The organism is Glycomyces artemisiae (assembly GCF_003002955.1).
In the GTDB taxonomy this organism is placed as follows: domain Bacteria; phylum Actinomycetota; class Actinomycetes; order Mycobacteriales; family Micromonosporaceae; genus Glycomyces; species Glycomyces artemisiae.
On sequence record NZ_PVTJ01000013.1, the window covers coordinates 66404 to 88016 of the forward strand.

General features: G+C 73.1%; 20 protein-coding genes. 6 read left to right on the top strand and 14 right to left on the bottom strand.

Translation table 11 applies throughout. The features are described 5' to 3' along the window. Positions 1–46 precede the first annotated feature (46 nt). Positions 47–379, top strand: coding sequence for a TfoX/Sxy family protein (locus tag B0I28_RS24710; protein WP_106366530.1), 333 nt, complete (start codon positions 47–49; stop codon positions 377–379). 53 nt (positions 380–432) lie between these two features. Here the strand turns inward: B0I28_RS24710 and B0I28_RS27515 are convergent, their stop codons facing one another. From B0I28_RS27515 to B0I28_RS28380, 6 genes are all read right to left on the bottom strand, one after another. Next, positions 433–3339 (bottom strand): hypothetical protein, encoded by a 2907-nt coding sequence (locus tag B0I28_RS27515; RefSeq protein ID WP_181245952.1) that lies wholly within the window; start codon positions 3337–3339, stop codon positions 433–435. 85 nt (positions 3340–3424) lie between these two features. Further along, positions 3425–5179 (bottom strand): ABC transporter ATP-binding protein, encoded by a 1755-nt coding sequence (locus tag B0I28_RS24720; protein WP_106366531.1) that lies wholly within the window; start codon positions 5177–5179, stop codon positions 3425–3427. Then, positions 5176–6900, bottom strand: coding sequence for an ABC transporter transmembrane domain-containing protein (locus B0I28_RS24725; protein WP_106366532.1), 1725 nt, complete (start codon positions 6898–6900; stop codon positions 5176–5178). Before B0I28_RS24725 ends, B0I28_RS24720 begins: the two co-directional genes overlap by 4 nt. Positions 6901–7023: 123 nt before the next feature. Then, the gene (locus tag B0I28_RS24730; protein ID WP_106366533.1) at positions 7024–7683 is read right to left on the bottom strand and encodes a response regulator transcription factor; all 660 of its coding nucleotides are present in this window, start codon (positions 7681–7683) and stop codon (positions 7024–7026) included. Beyond that, complete coding sequence (locus B0I28_RS24735; RefSeq protein ID WP_106366534.1) at positions 7680–8780, bottom strand: sensor histidine kinase; 1101 nt, start codon at positions 8778–8780, stop codon at positions 7680–7682. The genes B0I28_RS24730 and B0I28_RS24735 overlap by 4 nt, the downstream gene beginning before the upstream one ends. A gap of 155 nt (positions 8781–8935) precedes the next feature. After that, on the bottom strand, positions 8936–9064 hold the full coding sequence (locus tag B0I28_RS28380; RefSeq protein ID WP_281260956.1) for a hypothetical protein: 129 nt from the start codon (positions 9062–9064) through the stop codon (positions 8936–8938). 211 nt (positions 9065–9275) lie between these two features. Between B0I28_RS28380 and B0I28_RS24740 the strand changes: the two genes are divergently transcribed. From B0I28_RS24740 to proC, 3 genes are read left to right on the top strand one after another with little or no spacing between them, the layout of a single operon-like run. Then, positions 9276–9839, top strand: a complete 564-nt coding sequence (locus B0I28_RS24740; protein WP_181245953.1) for a GNAT family N-acetyltransferase — start codon at positions 9276–9278, stop codon at positions 9837–9839. Then, on the top strand, positions 9830–10333 hold the full coding sequence (locus B0I28_RS24745) for a DUF1990 domain-containing protein (RefSeq protein ID WP_106366536.1): 504 nt from the start codon (positions 9830–9832) through the stop codon (positions 10331–10333). The genes B0I28_RS24740 and B0I28_RS24745 overlap by 10 nt, the downstream gene beginning before the upstream one ends. Before the next feature lie 49 nt (positions 10334–10382). Continuing rightward, positions 10383–11249: a pyrroline-5-carboxylate reductase gene (proC, locus tag B0I28_RS24750; protein ID WP_219926977.1), complete on the top strand. Its 867-nt coding sequence runs from the start codon at positions 10383–10385 to the stop codon at positions 11247–11249. Between the two features lie 1030 nt (positions 11250–12279). Here proC and B0I28_RS24765 read toward each other — a convergent pair. The 6 genes from B0I28_RS24765 to B0I28_RS24790 form a co-directional block, all read right to left on the bottom strand. Continuing rightward, positions 12280–13437, bottom strand: coding sequence for a trypsin-like serine peptidase (locus B0I28_RS24765; protein ID WP_146148232.1), 1158 nt, complete (start codon positions 13435–13437; stop codon positions 12280–12282). An 81-nt stretch (positions 13438–13518) separates the two neighbouring features. Continuing rightward, positions 13519–13836 (bottom strand): DUF4190 domain-containing protein, encoded by a 318-nt coding sequence (locus B0I28_RS24770; protein ID WP_106366540.1) that lies wholly within the window; start codon positions 13834–13836, stop codon positions 13519–13521. Between the two features lie 73 nt (positions 13837–13909). Continuing rightward, positions 13910–14830, bottom strand: a complete 921-nt coding sequence (locus B0I28_RS24775; RefSeq protein WP_106366541.1) for an NAD-dependent epimerase/dehydratase family protein — start codon at positions 14828–14830, stop codon at positions 13910–13912. Positions 14831–14861: 31 nt separating this feature from the next. Beyond that, a complete protein-coding gene (locus B0I28_RS24780; protein WP_106366542.1) occupies positions 14862–16061 on the bottom strand; it encodes an FAD-dependent oxidoreductase in 1200 nt (399 codons plus the stop codon). Between the two features lie 20 nt (positions 16062–16081). Continuing rightward, positions 16082–16747, bottom strand: a complete 666-nt coding sequence (locus B0I28_RS24785) for a PadR family transcriptional regulator (RefSeq protein WP_106366543.1) — start codon at positions 16745–16747, stop codon at positions 16082–16084. A 63-nt stretch (positions 16748–16810) separates the two neighbouring features. Further along, positions 16811–17740 carry a GntR family transcriptional regulator gene (locus B0I28_RS24790; protein ID WP_106366544.1) on the bottom strand — a complete coding sequence of 310 codons (930 nt, stop codon included), beginning with the start codon at positions 17738–17740 and terminating at the stop codon, positions 16811–16813. A 161-nt stretch (positions 17741–17901) separates the two neighbouring features. Here B0I28_RS24790 and B0I28_RS24795 point away from each other — a divergent pair, with 161 nt between their 5' ends. Further along, the gene (locus B0I28_RS24795; RefSeq protein WP_106366545.1) at positions 17902–19023 is read left to right on the top strand and encodes an FAD-dependent monooxygenase; all 1122 of its coding nucleotides are present in this window, start codon (positions 17902–17904) and stop codon (positions 19021–19023) included. Here B0I28_RS24795 and B0I28_RS24800 read toward each other — a convergent pair. Then, positions 19020–19874: an SDR family NAD(P)-dependent oxidoreductase gene (locus B0I28_RS24800; RefSeq protein WP_106366546.1), complete on the bottom strand. Its 855-nt coding sequence runs from the start codon at positions 19872–19874 to the stop codon at positions 19020–19022. The two genes, B0I28_RS24795 and B0I28_RS24800, sit on opposite strands and share 4 nt — an antisense overlap. Positions 19875–19967: 93 nt before the next feature. Between B0I28_RS24800 and B0I28_RS24805 the strand changes: the two genes are divergently transcribed. Then, positions 19968–20531: a TetR/AcrR family transcriptional regulator gene (locus tag B0I28_RS24805; RefSeq protein ID WP_106366547.1), complete on the top strand. Its 564-nt coding sequence runs from the start codon at positions 19968–19970 to the stop codon at positions 20529–20531. On the opposite strand, the gene B0I28_RS28385 is transcribed toward B0I28_RS24805, so the two are convergent. Further along, positions 20528–21613, bottom strand: coding sequence for a caspase, EACC1-associated type (locus tag B0I28_RS28385; RefSeq protein ID WP_181245954.1), 1086 nt, complete (start codon positions 21611–21613; stop codon positions 20528–20530). The two genes, B0I28_RS24805 and B0I28_RS28385, sit on opposite strands and share 4 nt — an antisense overlap.

Here is a 21613-nt window from a genome sequence, read left to right on the forward strand (position 1 = left end):
CAGCGGGACGCCGCCCGGTGTCGGACCCCGGTGGCACGATTGCCCGATGGCATACGACGAGGGGCTGGCGGAGCGGATCCGCGACGTCTTCGACAACCGGCCGTACGTGTTCGAGCGGAAGATGTTCGGCGGGCTCGGATGGATGGTCCACGGCAACATGGCCGCGGCCGTCCTCGGGCAGGGCGGCGCGATGGTCCGCGTCGCCAGGGACGACTATGAAGACCTCCTCGCCGAGGACGGCGCCGAGCCGATGGTCATGGGCGGGCGCACCGTGACCGGCTGGATCCGCCTGGGCGACGACATCTGCGCCTCCGACGTGGACCTGCGCACCTGGATCGACCGGGGCATCGCCTTCGCAGAGACGCTCCCGCGCAAATGACGGCGCGGGCGCTCCTCCGGGTCCGGCCCGGCACCGGAGCGCCCGCGCCGCCGCTATGCCGCGTCTTCGTCGGCCTCGTCGTCTTCGGCGTCCTCGAAGCGCTCCTTGACGTTCGCGAGGTGCCCGTTCAGCGAGTTCGCCTGCCCCTCGTGCTCGGCGCCGAGCCGGTGCAGGACCCGGTCCGCGACGGCCTGCGCCCCCGCGAAGTCGCCGTTCGCCTCATGGGCGGCGATCATCGTGTGCGCGGCCTGCACGGCCGCGTCGACCAGGAACTCCCCGTCCTCGGCGACGTCGAGCACCGCCGCGCCGACCTCCAGCAGCCGCGCCGCCCACTGCTCCTCGGTCTCCTCCTTCTCGTTGCCGCGCATGCGCGCCTCCTGAAGGAGCGTCTTCGCGTACTCGTCGCGGCACGACTCCCGGTACCGCTCGTGGTGGCCCTCGTCGCGCCAGTCCGCTTCGAGCTCCCTTGCGAGCGCGAGCATCTCGTCCAGCGCCGCCCCCAGGTCCGCGTCGTCGGTGCGCAGGCGCGCCCACAGGGCCGCGCGCACCGGGTTCGCGGCGGCCGAGAGGGACCCCAGCTCGCGCCACGCGGCCGCGGACCGCCCGTACGCGTCGACCGCGGACTTGGCCTCGCCGGTGCGTTCGAGCAGTTCGCCCGCGAGGTGCGCCGATTGGGCGTAGAACGCGGGGTTGGGGTGCGCGAGCCCGCCGTCCATGAGCCGCAGGGCCTCCAGGATGTGCGTGAGCCCGGCGGGGGCGTCGAAGGCGCGCTGGCTGTGCTCGGCGAGGAGGCTGCGGGCGTCGAGGAGGCGCCAGTGCTCGTCCTCGTGCATGGCGGGCAGGTCCTCTAGGGCCGCTTCGAGGATGACCACGGCTTCGGCGCTGCGGTCCTGCATCGCGAGGGCCTTGCCGAGGAGGTGCCGGGCCACGCCCGCGCAGCCGGTCTCGCCCGCGCGGTCGTACCAGTGGGCAGCCTGGACGGCGTAGTGCTCGGCGGTGCGCGCGTCGCCGAGGTTGATCGAGCACTCGGTGGCGGTGAGGTTGAGCGCGGCCACGGGGAACGGCGGGTCGTCGTGCTTGACGGCGGCGAGGCCGGTCTCGGCGACGGCGAGCGCCTCGGCGAGGCGCCCGGCCTGGTTGAGCATGGCGCCGTACTGGAACGCGCCGATGAACGTCTCGAAGCGGAACCCGTTGGCGCAGGCCAGCTCGAAGGCGTCGCGCAGCGCCTCGACGCGGCCTTCGAACCCGGTCTCGAACTCGGGGAGCATCCGGGCGAGCTGGGTGCGCACGAGGAGCGCGCGCCGGTTCGGGGCCAGGGCCGCGAGGTCGGCGTCCGCTGCCGCGAACGCGGCGGCGAGGTCCGGTCCGGGCCGCTCGCCGAGCATGAGTCCGGCCTGGAGCTGCGCCATGAGGACCTGGGCCCGCGCGCGGACGGCGTCGACGTGGACGGGACCGTCGGGCGCGGCCGCGGCGAGGGCGTCGGCTTCGGCGAGCAGTGCGGGCGCGGCCGCGCGGAACGCGGCGGGCTCGACCTGGAGCGCCCACGCGGCCTTGGCGATGCGGCACAGGAGCGCGCGCCCGGGCTGCCCGGCCTCGGCGAAGAGGTTCGCGGCGAGCGCGGCGAGGTCCTGGGCGGCTTCGAGGGCGCCGTCCGGGTCGGCCTTGGCGAGGAGCACTTCGGCCTCGTCGGACGGGTCGAGTTGCGCCCCTTGGGCTTCGGCGATGCGGGCGACGGCGAGCCACCGCTGCACGCGGTCCTCGGCGACGTCCTCGACGCCCGCACGGGCCCGCACGAGCGCGTCCTCAAGGGACACAGCCTCGGCCTCCTCGGGTGCGGCGGGCGGTGCGGCCTGCGGGAGCGCCTTGAGCCCCAACGGGACGTACGGGTACGGCTCGGCCGGTTCGACGCGGGCCTGCGACCGGTCGGAGTGGACGGTGGAGCCGTTGCGGCGGTCGTAGCGGGCGCACATCGCGCGCCGTTCGGCGTCGGCCCAGGCGTGCAGGTCGTCGGCGGTCCAGTCCCGGTCCTCGGGCCCGGCGAGCAGCGTCTCACCCATGCCGCGGGCGCGCAGGGCCCCGGCGAGGGCCTGGACGCCTTCGAGCCATTGGAGGCGCACGGACGGCTCCAGCGGCATGCCGTAGGCGCGGCGGTCGGCCGCGAGGATCTCGATCCCGCGGGCCTCGTTGCCGGTGAGTGCGCAGAACCGCAGGTGCCGGGCGATGTAGCCGAGCATGTCGTCCTTGTCGCGGCTGATGCGGTACCCGTGGTGGTGGTTGGCGCGGGCGGCGTCGAGGCGGCCGAGGCGCGCGAGCGGCAGCAGCGAGTCGGCGAGCGTGTTGTGCGGCTCGTGTGCGCAGTGCAGGTCGCCTTCGAGGAGCGGGGCCCACGCGGCCACCGCGGCCTCGTCGTCCCCGGCGCACGCGGCCATGTCGCCGATGTCGTTGACGCGGCACGCCTCGCAGTCGCTCATGTCGTCGGGCTCGGTGGTGCGCACCAGCTCGGCGGCGCGGGCGGCCCGCTCGTCGTCGCCGAGGTGGTAGGCCACCCAGTGCTCGGCCTCGTAGTACGGGTGCAGGGAGTGCCCGGCCTCGGCGTAGCGGGTGCGGAACTGCACGAGGGCGTCCTCCACGGACGCCAGCGGTACGTCGGGGTGGTCGCGCAGCTTGTACACGATCCACTTGAACTGCCAGTACACCGAGCGCAGGAGCGCGGCGTCGAAGTGCTCGGGCGCGGTGTCGAGCTCGTGCAGGAGCCGCGCGTAGGGGACGAGGAGCCGCGTCGAGTCGGCCGAGTACTCGTAGCAGTCGACCAGGGCCGCGAGGACGGAGTTGAGGAGGGGCCGGTCGCCGTCGGCCTCGACGGCGACGAGGTGCTCCTCCAGGGCGGCCAGGCGGGCCTCGCCCCGGAGCTGCCATCGGATCTCGTTGAGGCGCTTGCGCAGTGCGTCGGTGTCGGTCATGGGGCTTCCGTCATGTCGGAGTTCGTCGGTGCCAGCAGTCTGCCAGTGTGCATCCCGTGATCCACCCGTGGCCTGCGTCCAAGCCTCAGCCGTGCCACCGCCGCCACAGCGCCGCGTACGACCCGCCCGCGGCGATCAGCTCGTCGTGGGAGCCGAGCTCGGTGATCCGGCCCCGCTCGACGACGGCCACGCGGTCGGCGTCGTGCGCGGTGTTCAGCCGGTGCGCGATGCTGACCACGGTGCGGCCCTTCAGGATCCGGTTGAGGCCCTGCTCGATGTCGCTGGCCGCGTTGGGGCTGAGCATCGAGGTGGCCTCGTCGAGGACGATGACCTCCGGGGCCGCGAGGATCACGCGCGCGAGCGCCACCTGCTGCACCTCGGCCGGGGTGAGCGCGTGGTCGCGCCCGCCGACCTTCGTGTCCAGGCCCTCGGCGAGCCGCTCGGGCAGGCTCCCCGCGCCGACGACCGCGAGGGCCTCCCGCAGCTGCTCGTCGCTCGCGCCGGGTGCGCCGAGGCGCAGGTTCGACGCGAGCGTGTCGTTGAACAGGTGGTACTCCTGGGTCGCGAGGATCACGAAGCGCCGCAGGGCGGTCTCGCCGATCCCGTCGGCCTCGGCCCCGCCGATGCGCACGGCCCCGCCGTCGGGCCGGTGGATCCCTGCCATGATCCGCGCCAATGTGGACTTCCCGGCGCCGGTGGGGCCGACGAGCGCGAGCCGTTCGCCGCGCCGCAGCGCCAGGTCCACGTCCTTGAGCACCGGCTTCTGGGGGTCGTACCCGAAGGTGACGCCCTTGAGCTCGACGATCTCGTCCGCGTCCCGCTGCGGCTCGGCCGTCCCGGCCGCCGCCTGCTCCCCGCGCACCCCGATGAGCCGCGCGAGGGAGATGCTGCCGTTCTGGACCCATTCGAGCGACAGGATCATCTCGATCGACGGCGCCACGGCCATCTGCATGATGAGCACCACGGTGGTCGTCTGCGCGATCGTCAACTGCCCGTTCGCGGTCAGGATGCCGCCGAGGAGCAGCGTGGTCAGGCACGGCAGGAACGCCGAGAAGTCGAGCACCGGGAACAGCCTGCCGCGCAGGCGCATCGAGTCCATCTGCGCGCCCAGCAGCTTGTCGATCGCCTTGTCGGTGTGCGCGATGCGCCGCCGCTGCCAGCCGAGCGCCTCGACGGTCTTGACGCCGTCGATGGTCTCGGCCACCGCCGACGTCAGGTCCGCCCGCGCGGCCTGCACGGCGTGGAAGATCCGGAACGCCCGCCTGAAGTACCAGCGCATCACGATCACGATGGGTGGCACGGCGACCAGGATCGCGGCCCCGAGCACCGGCGAGACCCAGAAGGCCCCCGCCACGTAGACCGCGACTGTCACGAACCCGGTGAAGAACTGCGGCGCGGCCTGCACCAGCGAGTGCTGCACCTGCCCGATGTCGAGGCTCGTGCGCGACAGCAGCTCCCCGGTCCCGGCGGCCTCGACCTGCGCGGGCGGGAGCGCGAGCGTGCGCTCCATGAACTCCTCGCGCACGTCGGCCACGATCCGCTCCGACAGGACCGCGAGGTTCCGGTACGACGCCCACGTCAGGACCGCCTGCGCGAGCAGCGAGACGAGGATCAGCGGGATCTGCCAGACCAGGTCCGCGCCGGGGTCGCCGTCGCCGCCGCGCGCCCACGCGGCGAACGCGTCGGTCATGCCGCCGACGATGTACGGCGTCGACATGCCCGCCAGGGCCGCCGCGATCACGAGCGCGACGATGAGGACGAAGCGGGCGCGGTGGCGCCCGATGAGGAGCCGCAGGTACGCGCGGGTCTCGGCCGGGGAGGCGATCGGCAGCGCGCTCACCGGGCGACCGCCGCCCGGTAGTCGGGGCGCGCCATGAGCTCGGCGTGCGTCCCCGTGGTGACCTCCTCGCCTAGGAAGGTCACCCTGTCGCACACGGCCAGCAGCTGCGGCGCGTTCGTGACGATCACCGTCGTCCGTCCTTTCCTATGCTTCGCAAGGCGTTCGGCGATGCGCGCCTCGGTCTGCGCGTCGCACGCGCTGGCCGGGTCGTCGAGGATGAGGATCTCCGGGTCGGCCAGGAGCGCCCGCGCGAGGATGAGGCGCTGGCGCTCGCCGCCTGAGAAGTTCCGGCCGCGCTCGCCCGCGACGGTGGCGAGGTCGTAGCCGCCGGCGGGCACCTCGTCGCTCTCCAGGAGCGACGGGTCGACGCCCACGATGTCCACTGCGGACGCGGTGTGCAGGGCCCGCATGATGTCGGCGTCTGTGCGCTTCCCGTTCACGTCGAGCTGGTCGCGCAGCGGCCCGCTGAACAGCTGCGCGCGGGCCTCCATGAGGTGGACGCGGGTGCGCACCTCCGCGGTGTCGAAGGCCGCCAGCGGGACCGAGCCGATGCGCGCGGTCTCGTCGCCGTACCCGCCGAGCCGGTCGAGGACCCCGGTCGCGCCGAGGCCGTCGGCGGTGGCGATCCCGGTCGTCAGGCCCGGCTCGATCCGCGCCCCGCTCACCGGGTCTTCCAGCACTTCCCCTGCGGGCCAAGGCGTCCCGCTCCCGGTGGACGGCTCGGGGTGCTCGTCCTGGAGCCGCCGGAACCGCGAGGAGGCCACCACGGCCCGCGTGAACGCGTCGACGCCCTGGATCGTGTACCCCAGCGGCCTGGTCAGCGCGATGAGGTACCCGAACAGGGCCACGAACTCCCCGGCCGTGACCGTCCCCTCCAGCGTCAGCACCGCGCCGAGCCACAGCACGACGACCAGCAGCGTCCCCGGCAGCGCGAGGCGCGCCAGCTCCAGGAACGCGACCGTGCGCCGGACTCTGATCCCCGCCTCCATCGACGCCCGCGACGCGGCCCGGTAGCGGGCGCTGAAGTGCGCCTCGCCGCCGATGCCGCGCAGGACCCGCAGGCCCGCAACGGCATCCGTGCCGATCCCGGTCTGCTCGCCGATCCGCGACCGCAGCTCGCGCCCGCGCGCTTCGAGCCGGAAGAACAGCGGCCGCAGCGACGCGAACATCGCCGGGACGCCCACGCCCACCGCGAGCACGAACCACCACGACATCCCGGCCAGGATGGTGAGCGCGAGCGCGAACGCCAGCAGCGCGGACGCCAAGCGCCCGAACATCATCGACAGCGCCGCGAGCGAGTTCGCGTCGGCCGCGGAGATCGCCACCAGCTCGCCCGCGTCGGCCCGGCTCCTGAGCTTCGCGCCGACCGCGACGACGGTGTCCACCAGGCGCCGCTGGATCCGGAAGTCCGAGTCCATCTGGTTGTACATCATGTACACGAAGCTCGCGACGCCCGTGACCGTCGCGATCCCGATGCACACCGCCAGCGCGCCCGACCACCAGTACAGGGCCGCGCGGTCGCCGCCGACGAGGCCCTCGTCGATCGCCCTGCCGACCACGTACGGCACGAACTGCTGGCAGCCCAGGAACGCGAACGACACGAGCGTGCTCGCCAGGAGGGTGCGCCACTGCGACTTGAAGAGCCACCCGATGACCGCGGCGGCGTCGTTCGGGTGCGCGAGGGGCCCGCCGGGGTCGCGCGGGGGAGTGAAGCGTGCCATGCGGCGGCGCCTTTCAACTGGTGCTGCGGCTGCTTTTCGGCAACGACAGGCACCCTACGCGCCGACCATCACGAACCGGAAGCGATTTTCCAACGGTTGGAAGAAGCGGTTCGAGAGGCGGCCTCAGTCCACCAGCCCGGCGTCGCTGACCAGCAGCGCCAGCTGCACCCGGTTGTTCAGCCCCAGCTTCGCCAGCGCCGCCGACACGTGCGTCTTCACCGTCGGCACGCTCAGGTGCAGCGCCGCCGCGATCTCCGCGTTCGACCGGCCCCGGCCCACCTCCGCGGCCACCTCCGACTCCCGGTTGTTCAACGTCCGCAACCGCTCCCGCGCCGGACCCCGCCGGTCGTCGACGCCCCCGACCGCCAGATCGATGAGCCGCCGCGTCACTTCCGGCGACAGCACCGGCTCCCCGGCCGCCACCCGCCGCACCGCCGCCACGATCTCCGCAGGCGGCGTGTCCTTCAGCAGGAACCCGCCCGCGCCCGCCCGCAGCGCCCGCCGCACATGCCCGTCCGCCTCGAACGCCGTGAGCACCAGCACCTCCGGTGCGCCCGGGACGGCCCGCAGCCGCTCCGTCGCCGCCAGCCCGTCCACTCCCGGCATGTGCAGGTCCATGAGCACCACGTCCGGCCGCGCCTCGGCCACCAGCGCCGGGACCTCCGCGCCCGACCCGGCCTCGCCGACCACCTCGACGTCCCCGGCCCCGCCGAGGATCAGCCGCAGGCCCGCCCGCACCAGCGGGTCGTCGTCCACGACCAGGACCTTCACGCGCTCGCTCATGCCGTCCAGGGTAGCCACGCCCGCACCCGCCAGCCCCCGTCACCGACCGGCCCGTATTCGAGCCGACCGCCCGCGAGCGCGATCCGCTCCTCCAGGCCGATCAGCCCGTGCCCCGACCCGGGCCCGGTGTCGCGCCCCGGCCCGTTCACCACCGCCACCGCGAGCCCCTCGCCGGGCCCGCCCGACACCGCGACCTCGACCGCCGCGCCCTCGGCGTGCTTGCGCGCGTTCGTCAGCGCCTCCTGCACCACCCGGTACGCCGTGCGCCCCGACCGCTCCGGCGCCTCCCCCTCCGCGGTCGCGGAGAACGCGATCCGCGACCCCGGCCGCGCCTCCTCCACGAGCGCCCGCAGGTCCGCCATCGACGGCTGCGGCAGCTCCCCGATCGGCGCCCGCAGCACCGCGATCACCTCCCGCAGGTCCCGCATCGCCAGATGCGACTGCTCCCGCACCACGCCCGCCGCGCCCCGCAGCTCCTCCGGCGACAGGTCCGACCGGTACTCCATCGCCCCCGCGTGCAGGCTCAGCAGCGACAGCCGGTGCCCCAGCAGGTCGTGCAGCTCCCGCGCCAGCTCCTCCCGGGCGCGCTGGCGGGCGCGTTCGCGCTCGTCGCGCTCCTGCTCGGCGGCGCGCGCCCGCAGCGCGTTCCGGTACCGTGTGACCATGCCCCAGCCCGCGATGCCGCCGTACAGGACGACCGCGAACAGGAGGTTCCCGAGGACGCCCAGCTCCTGCGGGCGCAGCAGCGAGTACACCCCGGCCGCGGCGAACGCCGCCCCGAACACCCACGCCGCGGTCTTGAGCGGCCGCCGCACGGTCACCGCGTACAGCAGCACCACCAGCGGGAACGCGATCGTCTCCGAGAACGACGACAGCACCGCGGCCGCGAGCCCGGCCTGCACGGGCCACCGGCGCCGCAGCCACAGCAGCCCGAGCCCCACGATTCCCGCGAGCTGGTCGGCCTCGAACAGCCACGGCGGCGACGGCAGCCCGAGCCGCATCCGGTCGCCGCTGATGTACAGCCACGCGAACACGCCGAGCGCGAACAGCGCCGTGTCCGCCGCCCACCCGCGCGCCCCGCGCCGCTCTTCCGCCATCGCCCGAACCTATCCGCCCGCCGCCGCCCGTCCAACGCTCCGCGCCAGATCCGATACCGAAGTAGCGCCGCCCGCTCCGAAGGTCGCGCCGCGTCGGGGGAGACGCCGAGGGCCGCACCCGTACGGGTGCGGCCCTCGTTGCGGCGAGCCGCCGGTCACCGGTCGCGCTTGCGGCGCCTCCGGGACCCGCCTCTCGCGCGGTAGGCCATCACGGCGATGTAGATGACGACGAAGGCGAGGGCGAGCAGTGCGACGGGCGTGTTGATATCGCCGGATCGGGACATCAGGGCTCCTCGGTTTCCGCTGCCGGTCATTCACATGCGCTTCGGTCGCAGTCGCACACGGCATTCCCGCCATCGTAGGACGCGGCTTCCACGCGGCCGGTGCCGTGCAGCGCTGGACGCGGCCCACGCGGCGGCTCTCCGAAGGGCGCGACGCCTCCGCGGCGAGGGGACTACGCTCGACCGGTCGGGACCGACCGGAACAGGGGGGACCATGCTCGAACGGCCGCCGGCGGCGCCTGCGATCAGCCTCCGGCCCATCGCCCCGGAGGACGCCGAGGCCGTCGCCGCACTCCGCGCCGCCAGCCGCGACCTGCTCTCCCGCTGGGAGCCCGACGAGGACGACGCCTCGTACACGCTCGCGGGCGTGCGCGACTCGATCGAGGCGGCGCAGGCCCGGACCCTCGCGGGCACCGGCCGCTCCTATGTGATCCTCGACCGGGGGCGGCCCGTCGGCGGGCTGCTGCTCAACACGATCGTCCAGGGCCCCTACATCCGCACCTGCTCGGTCGGCTACTGGGTCGCCGCGGCCGAGACCGGCCGCGGCATCGCCACCGAGGCCGTGCGCCAGGCGAAGGCCGTCGCCTTCGACGAGCTCCTCCTCGACCAGCTCCGCGCCGAGACCCTCCCCGACAACTTCGCCTCCCAGAAAGTCCTGTCCCGCAACGGCTTCCGCCGCCTCGGCCTCACCCCCTGCTACTCCCTCGCCACCGGCCGCCTGCGCGACCACGTCCTCTTCGAGGCCCCCAACCCCCGAACGGAACCCCAATGGACCTGACCTACCCCGAGACCGGCGCCACCCGCGCCGGTCCGCTCCCGCCCGGCTACCGCCACCTCGAACGCACGGCGGTGCTCGACGCGCCGCTCGCCCGCCCCGCCGAGATCCTCATGACCTGGGGCCTGCACGAGCGCTGCGGCCTGCACCCGGAGGCGACCGGGCCGCGCGCCGCGGTCGGCGTCGACGTCAGGCTCCGCTTCGCCGGAGTGATGCGAATCCCGTGCCGCGTCGTGTGGGCCGAGGAGACGGCCGAGGTCACCGGCTTCGGGTACGGTTCGCTCCCGGGCCACCCCGAGCGCGGCGAGGCCGCGTTCCTGCTCGAAGCGGTCGGCGACCGCACGAGGTTCACTGTCCGCTCGTTCTCGGTGCCCGGCACGTTCGCGAGCCGCCTGGCCGCGCCCGTCGCCCGGGCCCTCCAGACCCGCGCGACCGAGCGCTGGCTCACCGCGATGGCGGCGGCGCTGCGGTTAGGGCCTATTCGTCCGAAACGCTGAGGGTGGTGGGGCGGGGCCGTTAGATTTCGGCTCTGGGAGGAGGTGCGTCATGGACATCGCGATACTCGGCGTGGGGAGTCTCGGGGAGGCCGTGCTCATCGGGCTGCTCGAATCGGGGATGCCGCCCGCGCAGATCTGGGCGACCGCGCAGCCCGCCGAGCGGGCCGCGGTGCTCGCCGACGCGTACGGGATCGAGGTGGGCACCGACAACGCGAGCGCGGCGACCGAAGCGGACGTGGTGCTCGTCGCGGTGCGGCCCGGGGCCGTCGAAGGGGTGCTCGACGAGATCGCGCCGGTCCTCGAAGGGGACGCGGTGGTCGTGTCGCTCGCCGCGGGCGTGCCGCTGCGGCGCATCGCCGCGCGGCTGCCCGAGGGCGTGACCACGGTGCGCGCCATGACGAACGTGGCCGCGCGCGCCCGCGAGGCCGCGACCGCGCTGACCGCCCCCGACGGGACCGACCTGACGGAGATCGAGGACCTGTTCGACCGCGTCGGGGTCACGGTCACCGTCGAGGAGCCGATGATGGACCTCATCACCGCCGTGGGCGGCTCGGGCCCGGCGTTCCTGTTCTACCTCGCCGACGCGATGACCACCGCGGCCGTGGACGGCGGCATGGACCCGCACGCCGCGCGCGTCATGGTCGACCAGATGCTCCTCGGCGCCTGCCTGCACTTGCAGTCGAGCGACCGGCCCGCGGCCGAGATCCTCGACGACATCACCACGCCCGGCGGGACCACGGCGGCCGCACTGGACGTCCTGAACGCCGCGGCCGTCGACGACACCGTCAAGCGCGCGGTCGGCGCGGCCGCCCGGCGCGGGCGCGACCTCGCGCGGTTAACGCCTCCGCTTGCGCGCGTTCGCGCCGCAGCACCATCGCCGCGACCGAGGCGACCACGACGACGATCGCCGCGATGAGCATCACCAGGTAGGAGCCCTTGAGGCCCGAGGTGAACGCGTCGTACGTGAGCGGCGCGAACGACGCGTCCCCGGCCTGCCTGATGAACTCCTCGCGCACCTGCGACAGCGCGAACAGCGCCGTCCCGGCGAGGATCGCGGCGAGCAGGCCCACGACGAGCGCCGCCACCCACCGCCGCGGCGCCACCACGACGGCGATGATCAAGAGCGCCAACGCGATCCACGGCAGCCACGTGGCCGCCCACTTGAGCTGGTCGGTGCGCTCCTGGAGCTCGGGCACCTGGTCGGAGTCGACGAGCACGTACTGCGCGTCGATCGCGGGGATGTCGGCCGCGTACGCGAAGTCGTTCTCCGCCAAGCGCTCCTTGACGACCTCGACGACGCGACCCAGGTCCAGGGTGAGCGTGTTCCCGTCGGCGACGAGCGAACCGGCGTTGTCGCCTTCGAGGGCCGACACGAGCGAGGAGTGCGCCTCCGTGACGGCCGCGTCCCACACCTTGAGGAACCCCGGGCTCGCCACGAACTCGTTCACCTCGGTCTCGATGTAGGCGCGGAGGCTCTCGGCCGCGGAGGCGATGAGGTCCTTGACGTACGCGGGCGGGTCCTCGACCCCGGCCCAGCCGGAGGCCTGCTGGGTGATCGCGTCGACGTCGATGGCGTTCGCGATCTCGGCGGTGACGCGCTCGGCGATGGCGGCCTGCACCTGCTCGTCCTCGGCGATCACGTCGGTGCGCTCCACGAACCGGTCGGTGGTCAGCAGCTCCAGGCGCGCGTAGTACGCGGCGACCGCGCCGGTCACGGCGACGACGGCGAGCAGGCACGCGAGCATCGCCACGATCCACCTCACGACACGCCACGCGCCGCCTCCGGACCCGCCGTCCTTCTCGACGGCCGCGGGCTCTTCGGTCGGCGTCTCGCTCACGGGAACCTCCACATCGACTGATCCTCACCATAACCAGCGCAAACGTGCCGCGCCGGGAAACGGAACGGGCGGCGGGGGAGTGCCCCGCCGCCCGCGCGTTCAAATGCGCTACGCGTAGTCGTCCGCGAGGTACCCGCGGATGTACGGCCACACCCGGTCCATGCGGACCGCCTGGTTCGGGCAGCCGCCGAGGTGGTGCAGGCCCACGACCTCCCCGGTGGACCGGTCGATCACCGGCGAGCCGGAGGACCCGCCCTCGGTGTCGCACAGGTAGTCGAGGTCGGTGTTCCAGCCGCGCCCGTGCACCGCCGGGTCGAGGACCTGGCAGCGCGAGCCCTGCTGCTCCGAGGAGCTGTCGGCGGCGATGCGCTTCGGCTTCCCGGCCGGGTGGCCGGGGATGAAGACCTTCTCGTTCTCGCTGGCGCCGCCGGTCGCGATCGGCAGGGCCGGCAGGTCCGCCACAGCTTCGGGGTCGTCCACGGTGAACAGCGTGAAGTCGAGCGTGTAGTCCGTGGCGAGGACGCTCGCGCCGCTCACCTTGATCGGGTCCCGCGTCTCGGGCTCGCCGCACTCGACGCACTCGAACCCGAACTGGACCTCGGTGCTCCGCGCCTCGGACCCGGAGCTGAAGCAGTGGTTGTTCGTCAGGAACCGGTTGTACCCGGCCTTCCAGCCGGTGCAGTACGACTCGCCGTCGATGATGAGCCTGGCGACGGACTGCGCCGCGTCGTACATGAGCGGCTCGGAGTCGCGGTAGCAGGGCGCGCTGCGCGAGTCGTCCTTCCCGCAGATGCTCTCTGGGGACGGCTCGTCGGCGGCGGGCCGCGCGTCGAGTTCCGCGTCGTTCAGGCCCCGCGAGTACTCGGCGACGCGCGCGGCGGCCTCCGTCCCGTCGGGCAGGTCGTTGAGCACGACCTCGGCGGCGTCCCCTTCGACCGAGAGCGCCCACAGGCCGCCGTCGGCGACGTCGGCCGGGCCGTACTCGCGGGACTCGCCCCCGTCCGGGCGCGCCACGGTGATCGTGTCGCGCGCGCCGAGTGCCACATCGTCGAAGCGGACCTTGATGAACGCGGCGTCGTCGTGGGCGATCCGCTCCTTGACGCCCGCCTGGAGCCCGATGTCGGCCGGTGCGGTCTGCGCGATCTGGTCGGCCCTGAACCCGGGGGTCTCGGCCGCGGCGGCCGGGGTCGCCATGAGGACCGCCGCCGCGGCGAACGCGCTCGCCGTGAACGCGAGCACTGTCCTTTTCGTCCTGTTGGATGCCATGGCCCCGAAGCGTAGGCGACGGCCGGGGCGGCGGCGGGGGATCGGGGAAATCGGGCGGGGCCGCGGCCCCGCCCGAAGCCGCTAGTTGTACTGCTCGTTCCAGTCGTGGCGCCACTCGTCCCAGTTCGCGAAGACGCCGCCCACGATGCCCAGGACGATGAGGAGGATGAACGCGATGATCGAGATCCACCCGAGGATGATCGCGGCCCGCGCGAGGCCCTCGCCGGAGTTGTTGCGGCGCGTGATCTGGCCCTTGGCGACGTAGCCGAGGATCAGCCCGAGGATGCCGATCGGGCTGCACCAGCCCACGATCGCGAGGACGAACGCCGCGATGGCGAGCCCGTTCATCTCCCGGGGCGCCCTCGCCGGAGCGCCGCCCTGCCCGTATTCCTGCGTCATGGTGCCTCCATTGAAGACGGAAATGTGCGCAGTGTACGAAGCCCCGGTGCCCGGTCGTTCTCTTTTCGCGAAATCAGGCCCGCCCGCGGAACCACGCGAGGGTCGCGGCGATCGCCTCCTCGTGCGGGGTCAGGCGCGGCTCGCCGAACGCGGCGCGGAACGCGGTGTCGTCCACGACCCAGTCGCGGTCGCGCTGGTACCAGGTCTCGCCGAGCTCCCTGACGACCGGGTTGACCAGGCCCAGGGCCAGCTGCATGCCGCGGCGCAGCGCGGCGCTCCGGCCCGGCCCGCCCGCGGCGTCCCACACCATGTCGAGGAACTCCGTCCCGGTCGGCGCGGTGAGCACCGGCAGGTGCCAGGCCCGCCCGTCGGCCTCGGGGCGCTCCCCGAGGGTGACGAGCCCGGTGGCGATGTCGGGCAGGTAGGACACGGTGTGGAGCACGTCGGGGTCGCCGACCCAGCGGGCGGTCTTCCCGGCCGCCGCCGCGGCGAAGACCGTCGGCCCGAGGATGGTGTTGAGGCCGCGGGGCCCGAAGTAGTCGGAGGCGCGGCCGAGGGCCGCGCGCACGCGGCCCTCGCGGTGCGCGGCGAGGATCATCTCGGCGACCTTGGCGCGGGCCCGGCCCTTCGGGTTCGTCGCCGCGTACGGGAGGTCTTCTCCCATGGGGCCCTTGACGGGCCCGTACATGTACAGGTTGTCGGCCATGACGAGGCGGGACCCGGACCGCTCGACGGCGCTGAGGACCGCGTCGGTGAACCCGGGGAACTCCTCGGGCCACTTCGCGTAGGGCGGCTGCGCGCACTGGTAGATGACGGCGGCCCCTTCACATGCGGCGGCCGCGCCCTCGGGAGTGGTGACGTCGGCGGCGAGCCCGTCGGTGCCGCCGCCATGGCGGCTGACGGCGCGGACCCGGTGGCCGCGGGCCCGCAGCTCGTCGGCCACGGCACTGCCGATGGCGCCGGTCGCGCCGAGGACGGCGTGCAGATCGGTCATGGGGACTCCCGATGCCTCGTAGGTGGAACCGTTATACCCCTGCAGCGGCGGGCGCGTCCCAGTCGATGCGGTGGCGCTGGATCGGCCCGAGGGTCTTCTCCGGGTCCATCGCGGTCTTGAACATCAGCGGCATCATGAGCGGCATGACCGCCTGCGCGAACGCGCCGGGCGCCTTGGCGCGGTTGATCTTCGCGGCGTTCGCGGCGATGCTTTCGACGCGGGGCCGACGCAGCCGCTCGTAGGCGGCGAACGCCTCGGGCACCGGGAGGTCCCGCAGGCACCTCGCGAGCTCGATCCCGCTCTCGATGGCGAGCGAGGCCCCCTGCCCGGAGCTGTTCGACGGCGCGTGCACGCTGTCGCCCACCAGGACCGTGCGACCGCGGTGCCACACCGGCACGCTCGGCATGATCCACAGGGGACCGTGGCACAGCAGCCGCTCGGCGGGCGTGCGCCGCAGCAGCTCCGCCCCGGGGTCGTCGTCGGCGTAGATCTTCAGCAGCCGCGCCATCCAGTCCTCATCGGAGGTCTCGCGGAGCGCCTTGGCGGGCAGGGGGTCGACGAACGGCAGGTTCACGCCCCACCGCGTGCCGCCCTGCGGCAGGCGCCAGTACAGGTAGTACGCGCGCTTGCCGAACGCGAACGTCATGACCTCGGGCCCCACCGGGACCTCGTGCTCCGACACGGCCTCGAACGAGATCATCCCGGTGTACTTCGGGCCCGGGTTGGCGGCGCCGACGAGGCGCCGGACCGCGGAGTGGACGCCGTCGGCGCCCACGATCACGTCGGCGCCGGCCTCGGTCCCGTCGCCGAACACGGCGGTCGCGCCGTCCCCGTCATCGCGGATCGCTTCGAGGTGCTTGCCGAACACGAACTTGACGCCCATGGCCTCGGCCCGCTCGTGGAGGACCCGGTGCAGGTCCGCCCGGTGCAGCGTCCACATCGGCCCGACGTCGCCGAGCTGCGGGACGGTGAAGCGGTGGCGCTTCCCGATCGTCAGGTTCTGGGCCGAGACGGGGTCGCCGATCGCGGCGATGCCCTCGTCGGCGCCGATGATCTCCAGCGCCCGCTTGCCGTTCGCGGCCAGCGCGAGCGTGCCGCCGACCCCCTCGGGCCGTCCGGGGTACGACTCGTAGACGGTGGCCTCGATTCCGGCCTTCACCAGGGCCGCGGCGGTGACCGGCCCGGCCACGCCGCCGCCGATGACCGCGGCGGTCCTTGCTCTCGTCGTCATGGTGGTCTCCTTGCAGGGGCTCAGGAAGGGGTGCTGGAGGAGTCGGCGGCGTGCTGCTCGGCGTGCTCCCACGCGGAGGCGGCGCCGCCGTCGAGGCCGCCGTGCTCGTGGAAGGACCGCCACTTGTCGAGGTCGGCGAAGGTCCCGGTGGCGATGTCCGCGATGAGGGCGTAGATCCACTTGATCTCGGCGCGGGCGGTGGCGAGGGCGTACTCGTCCTCGATGAGGAACATGCGCGGCACGGTCCCCTTGTGCCGGTGGAGCTCGCCTTCGTCGGCGGCGAGCCCGGTCTCCAGGGCCCGCAGGCGCCCGCGCAGCAGCTCGACCACCTCGTCGGGCGGGAGGACGACGGCGACGGACAGGCCGGCGCGGAACCGGGTGTGGTCGCCGTCGACGGTGGCGAGGAGCTCGCGGGTCCAGTCGGCGAGCTCGGCGCGGCCCTCGGCGGTGATGCGGTAGACGGTGCGCTCGGGCCGGTTGCCCTCGCGGGCGGTGCCGGCGGCCTCCAGGAGGCCGCGTTTTTCGAGGGCCGCGACGACCGAGTAGAGCGAGCCCCACTTGACCTTCATGTCGCGGTCCTTGCCCCACCCGCGGATGGCCTGGCCCATCTCGTAGGGGTGCATGGGTTTCGACGCCGCCACGGAGAGCACCGCGAGCGCCGTCAGGTTGCCGCGTCTGCCGGACATGCGACCTCCTCGAATCGATTACTCGTTTTCGAGTATACGAGTTCGAGTAATCAACTGCAAGCGCTACTTCAGCCGGGCCGCCAGGGCCTCCACGCCGTCGAGGATCACGCCGAGGCCGAGCTCGAAGAGGTCGTCGAGGTCCATATCGTAACCGTCCGACATGGACCCGGTGGGTCCGAAGAGCTTGGCGAAGTGGGGCACCGACGACATGAACGCGTCGTCGCCGAACTTCGGCAGGTACTGGAGGTCGGTCCACTCCTCGGAGGAGACGCCGGTGAGCGAGACCGCCTCGTCCTCGCGCTCGACGTTCATCGCCAGGCCCACGACGTGCGTGTAGAGCAGCACGTGCACGTCGAAGTGCAGCTTCGGCGGCAGGTCGAGCCCTTCGAGCGCGCCGAGGAGCCGGTCCCCGAGCCGGATGATCCCCGGCAGTGGCAGTGGCCGGGTCAGCGGCTGGATGCGGCCGAGCCACGGGTGCGCGCGGTGCAGGCGCCACAGCTCCCGCGCGATCGACTCGACCTGCGCGCGCCACGGATCAGATTCGTCCACAGTGAACTCGCGGGAGCCGTACATCGTGTCGCCCATGAGCTCCACCAGCTGCTCCTTGTCCTCCACGAAGCGGTACAAGGACATCGGCGCCACCCCGCACCGCCCCGCCACCGCGCGCATCGAGACCGCCTCCAGCCCTTCGACGTCGGCGATCGCCACGGCCTCCTCGACCACGCGCGCCCGCGTCAGCTCCGCCGCGGGCTCGCCCGCCTTCGCCCCGCGCCGCGGCGCCACCACCGTCCCCGACCGCGGCCGGGTCACGACCAGGCCCTCCGTCCGCAGCACGTCCAGCGCCTTCGTTGCTGTGGCGAGCGCCACGCCAAATTCTTGGGCCACCTGCCGCGTGGACGGCACCTTGTCGCCCGGCAGCAGCTCCCGGTCGGCGATGCGCCTGCTCAGCTCCGCGGCGATGCGGGCGTACGGCGGTTCGATCGTTGCGGCCACGGCGGCCCCTCCCTCGTGCTGTCCTACGACAGATCCTAGTGCGCACCGGCCTCCCGCGACCCTGCTGTCCTAGGGCAGATTTGGAGTGTATTTGCAGGTCAGGGCCCAATTTTCTACGGTGGTCCCAGACAACGCAGTACAACGTATCCCAGGAGAACACCGTGACCACCGTCCTCATCTCAGGCTCCTCCGTCGCCGGCACCGCCCTCGCCTACTGGCTCCGCGAGCAGGGCCTCACCCCCGTCGTCGTCGAGCGCGCCCCGGCCCTGCGCCGCGGCGGCCAGGCCGTCGACGTCCGCGGCGCCGCCCTCACCGTCCTGCGCCGCATGGGCCTCGAACCCGACGCCCGCGCCCTCAAGAACGAATCCAAGGGCATGAACGTCCTCGACCCGGAAGGCAACGAGCTCATGCGGTCCGAGGAGTTCGCGCTCTCCTCCGGCGCCCTCGACTCCGAGGACATCGAGATCCTCCGCGAAGACCTCGTCGACCTCGTCCACGCGAAGCTCGACGGCGTCGAGTACCTCTACGGCGACTCCATCACCGCCATCCGCGACGCCGCCGACGGCGTCACCGTCGAGTTCGAGCACGCCGATGCGCGCCGCTTCGACCTCGTCGTGGGCGCCGACGGCCTCCACTCCAACACCCGCCGCATCGCCTTCGGCCCCGAAGCCGACTACATCCACCACCTCGGCACCTACCTGTCGGTCTTCAGCCAGGACAACTTCCTGGGCCTCGACCGCTGGCAGACCTGGTTCAACGACGGCGTGAACGGCGGCGCGGTCATGACCGTCCGCGACAACCGCGAGCTGCGGATCTTCCTCGGCTTCGGCGCCGGGCCCATCGAGTACGACTACCGCGACACCGAGGCCCAGAAGGCCCTCGTCGCCGAGCACCTCGCCGGGTTCGGCTGGAAGGTCCCGGAGTTCCTGGAGCGCATGCGCACCGCCGACGACTTCTACTTCGACTCCATGGCGCAGATCAAGATGGACGCCTGGTCCGCGGGCCGCACCGTCCTCCTCGGCGACGCCGCCCACTGCGCCGCCCCGCTCTCCGGGCAGGGCACCAGCCTCGCCCTCGTCGGCGCATACGTCCTCGCTTTCGAACTCGGCCGCACCGCCGACCACGCGCTGGCCTTCGCCCGCTACGAGCGCCGCATGCGCCCCTTCGCCGAGGCCAACCAGGAACTCGCCCACATCGACCGCCAGAAGGTCGACCCCGACGAGTCCACCCGCCGCCTCGACGCCGTCAAGAACGCCATCGACCTCGACGCCCTCGTCGACTAGCCCAATTCCCCCGCCGCCTCCACCCGCTCCAGGATCTTCCCGGTGAGCCGGTGGAGGCGGTCCGCTGCGTCCGGGTCGAAGTCCTTGCCGGTCAAGGGGAGCGGAGTGGTGCGGCGCCAGGCGGTGACGGGGGCGGCGGGCGGGCCGTCGATGAGGGCGGCCATGGGGACGATCGCCTTCGCGACGCGCTGGGCGAAGAGGGCGGCCATGGCGTTGGTGAAGGCCCGCTTCGGCTGGGGGAGCGGGTCGGCCATGCCGGTCTTGACGAACATCGGGTTGTAGACGACGTACTTGGCGCGCGTGTCCGGGTGGCGCCGCGGGAAGTCGACGGCGAGGAGGTCGATGGAGCGGGACGCCTGCGTCGCGGCCTTCATGCCCTTGTACGGCTCGCGCTCGAACGAGATGTCGTCCCAGAAGATCCGCCCGGGGAACCCGCCGGGCGCACCGAGGTTGAAGACCACGGGCGCCTCCGCGCGGTCGAGGAGCGGTACGAGGCCGTGGCCGATCACGAAGCGGCTCAGGTAGGACAGCGCGAACGTGTACTCCAGTCCGTCGGCGGTGAGGACGCGCCGCTGCTGGAACCGCTGCGTCGCGAACACCACCCCGTCCAAGGAATCCACTGAGGACTCGATCTCGGCGGTGACCGCGTGCATCCCGGCGACCGTGCTCAGGTCCGCCCGCAGGAAGCGGACCCGGTCGGCGGCGCCGAGCCGCGCGGCCGCCTCGGTGAAGGCCCGGCCCTTCGCCTCGCCGCTGGCGACGGCGATGACGCGGTCGCCGCGTTCCAGGAAGTGCAGGCCCAGGCCGCGGCCCATGCCGTCGGTGCCGCCGGTGATCAGGTAGGTGCGCACGGGGGTGCCGCCTCTCGTCGTAAGTCATCGATCGATGACAAGGCTAGACCGGGCGCCGCGATATGTCAACATCTGATGACTTATGCTGACTTCATGAACGCGCCCAAGCGCCGCGACCGCGCGGCCACCCGCTCCGCCCTCCTCGACGCCGCCCGCCGCCGCTTCGCCGAGCACGGCTTCGACGGCACCGGGGTGCGCGAGATCGCCGCCGACGCCGGAGTCGACGCGACGCTGATCTTCCGCTACTTCGGTTCCAAGCAGGACCTCTTCGACGCGGCCCTCGCCACCGAGGTGCCCGCAGGGCTGGGGGAGCGGGCGGCCGGCCCGGTGGAGTTCACCGACGCGCTCGTGCGAGAGGTCGTCCTCGGCGACCCCGCCGGGAACGACGGCGAGCACCCGCTGCTGCTCATGCTCCGCTCGGCCGGGCGCCCCGAGGTCCGCGCCCGACTCCACGAGGAGGTCTGCAACGGCTACCTCGCGGACCTGGCCGCCCGCTTCGACGGCGAGGACGCGGCGCTGCGCGCCGAGCTCGTCGGCGCGCTCCTGCTCGGCATGGGCGTCATGCGCGCCGTCGTCGGCTCGCCGGTGCTCCCCGCGGCCGACCCCGAGCGGGTCCGCGCCCGCGTCGCCGCCATGGTCGCCGCGCTCGAAGCCTAGGGCCTGCGGGCCGCGACCGCTTGGCGGCGTTCGAATTCGGCTTCGATGCGGTCGAGGAACGCGTCGACCTCCTTGACCTCGTAGCCTTCGCGCAGGCGCGTGGAGGTGAACATCGAGGAGCGCACGTCGTCGGCGGTGAGGCGCTGGGGGCCGGTCGGGGGTTCGACGAGGGCGAGGACCACGCGGTCGAGGAACGCGTCCACCTCGTCCTGGTCGTAGCCCTCGGCGAGCTGCACGGCCGTGAACTTCACGCTGCGGACCTCGTCGGCGGTGACCACCGCCTCCGTGGACGGCGCGGGCGCCGGGACCGCCTGGCGCACAGGCGGTTCCGGCATTGCGGCCGGGACCTCCCGCGGCGGGCCCTCGTGCCGGTTCGGTGCCAGCGCGAGCGACTCGGCGGCGATGTGCGTGCCGCACTTCTGCGGCTCGGGGAGGCCGCGCGCGTGGGTGCGGCGCAGCAGCTCCTTGTAGATGTCGTTGAGCGTCAGCAGCTCCCCGGCGTCGGCCACGCCCTCCTTGAGCACGTCGAGCAGCAGTTCGGTGAACGCGGTGTGCCGCAGCCCCTCGAACGCGTACGAAGGGGAGTTCGCGGGGGAGGAGGTGAGCGTGAAGTTGCCCTTGATCCGCAGCTGCCCGGTGAGGTCGTCCCCGAGCAGCGGCTCGATCGCGATGCCCGAGTAGCAGGTGTCGAGGATGACCACTTTCATTGCGGCGCGGGAGTACTGGACCGCCTTGTTCAAGAGCCGGAACGGGATGCCGCTCCACGGCAGCAGCGCGTCGGACGTCCCCGTCATCGTCAGGTGCAGCATGCCCTCGTCGTCGACGAGCCCGTGCCCGCTGTAGTACACGAGCAGGAGGTCCTCGGCCTCCTTCGCGGCCCGCTCCACGGCCGCGCCGACCTCGGCCAGGCTGTCCGGGTCGGTCAGCGCCAAGCAGTCGCCGCCGGTGATCCCGGCGTCCCGGGCCAGGGCCTCCCGCATGGCCTCCACGTTGTTCCTCGCGGCTTCGACGCGTTTCAGGTGCCGGTACGAGGTCGTGCCGATGAGCAGGGCGCGCGACCGCGCGCCGTCGGGCAGGCGCAC

What these genes read in the sequence shown, in the direction of transcription:
- B0I28_RS24710 (WP_106366530.1), top strand. Translation starts at nt 47, where the DNA reads ATGGCATACGACGAGGGGCTGGCGGAGCGGATCCGCGACGTCTTCGAC.
- B0I28_RS27515 (WP_181245952.1), bottom strand. Translation starts at nt 3,339, where the DNA reads ATGACCGACACCGACGCACTGCGCAAGCGCCTCAACGAGATCCGATGG.
- B0I28_RS24725 (WP_106366532.1), bottom strand. Translation starts at nt 6,900, where the DNA reads ATGGCACGCTTCACTCCCCCGCGCGACCCCGGCGGGCCCCTCGCGCAC.
- B0I28_RS24730 (WP_106366533.1), bottom strand. Translation starts at nt 7,683, where the DNA reads ATGAGCGAGCGCGTGAAGGTCCTGGTCGTGGACGACGACCCGCTGGTG.
- B0I28_RS24735 (WP_106366534.1), bottom strand. Translation starts at nt 8,780, where the DNA reads ATGGCGGAAGAGCGGCGCGGGGCGCGCGGGTGGGCGGCGGACACGGCG.
- B0I28_RS28380 (WP_281260956.1), bottom strand. Translation starts at nt 9,064, where the DNA reads ATGTCCCGATCCGGCGATATCAACACGCCCGTCGCACTGCTCGCCCTC.
- B0I28_RS24740 (WP_181245953.1), top strand. Translation starts at nt 9,276, where the DNA reads ATGCTCGAACGGCCGCCGGCGGCGCCTGCGATCAGCCTCCGGCCCATC.
- B0I28_RS24745 (WP_106366536.1), top strand. Translation starts at nt 9,830, where the DNA reads ATGGACCTGACCTACCCCGAGACCGGCGCCACCCGCGCCGGTCCGCTC.
- proC (WP_219926977.1), top strand. Translation starts at nt 10,383, where the DNA reads ATGGACATCGCGATACTCGGCGTGGGGAGTCTCGGGGAGGCCGTGCTC.
- B0I28_RS24765 (WP_146148232.1), bottom strand. Translation starts at nt 13,437, where the DNA reads ATGGCATCCAACAGGACGAAAAGGACAGTGCTCGCGTTCACGGCGAGC.
- B0I28_RS24770 (WP_106366540.1), bottom strand. Translation starts at nt 13,836, where the DNA reads ATGACGCAGGAATACGGGCAGGGCGGCGCTCCGGCGAGGGCGCCCCGG.
- B0I28_RS24775 (WP_106366541.1), bottom strand. Translation starts at nt 14,830, where the DNA reads ATGACCGATCTGCACGCCGTCCTCGGCGCGACCGGCGCCATCGGCAGT.
- B0I28_RS24780 (WP_106366542.1), bottom strand. Translation starts at nt 16,061, where the DNA reads ATGACGACGAGAGCAAGGACCGCCGCGGTCATCGGCGGCGGCGTGGCC.
- B0I28_RS24785 (WP_106366543.1), bottom strand. Translation starts at nt 16,747, where the DNA reads ATGTCCGGCAGACGCGGCAACCTGACGGCGCTCGCGGTGCTCTCCGTG.
- B0I28_RS24805 (WP_106366547.1), top strand. Translation starts at nt 19,968, where the DNA reads ATGAACGCGCCCAAGCGCCGCGACCGCGCGGCCACCCGCTCCGCCCTC.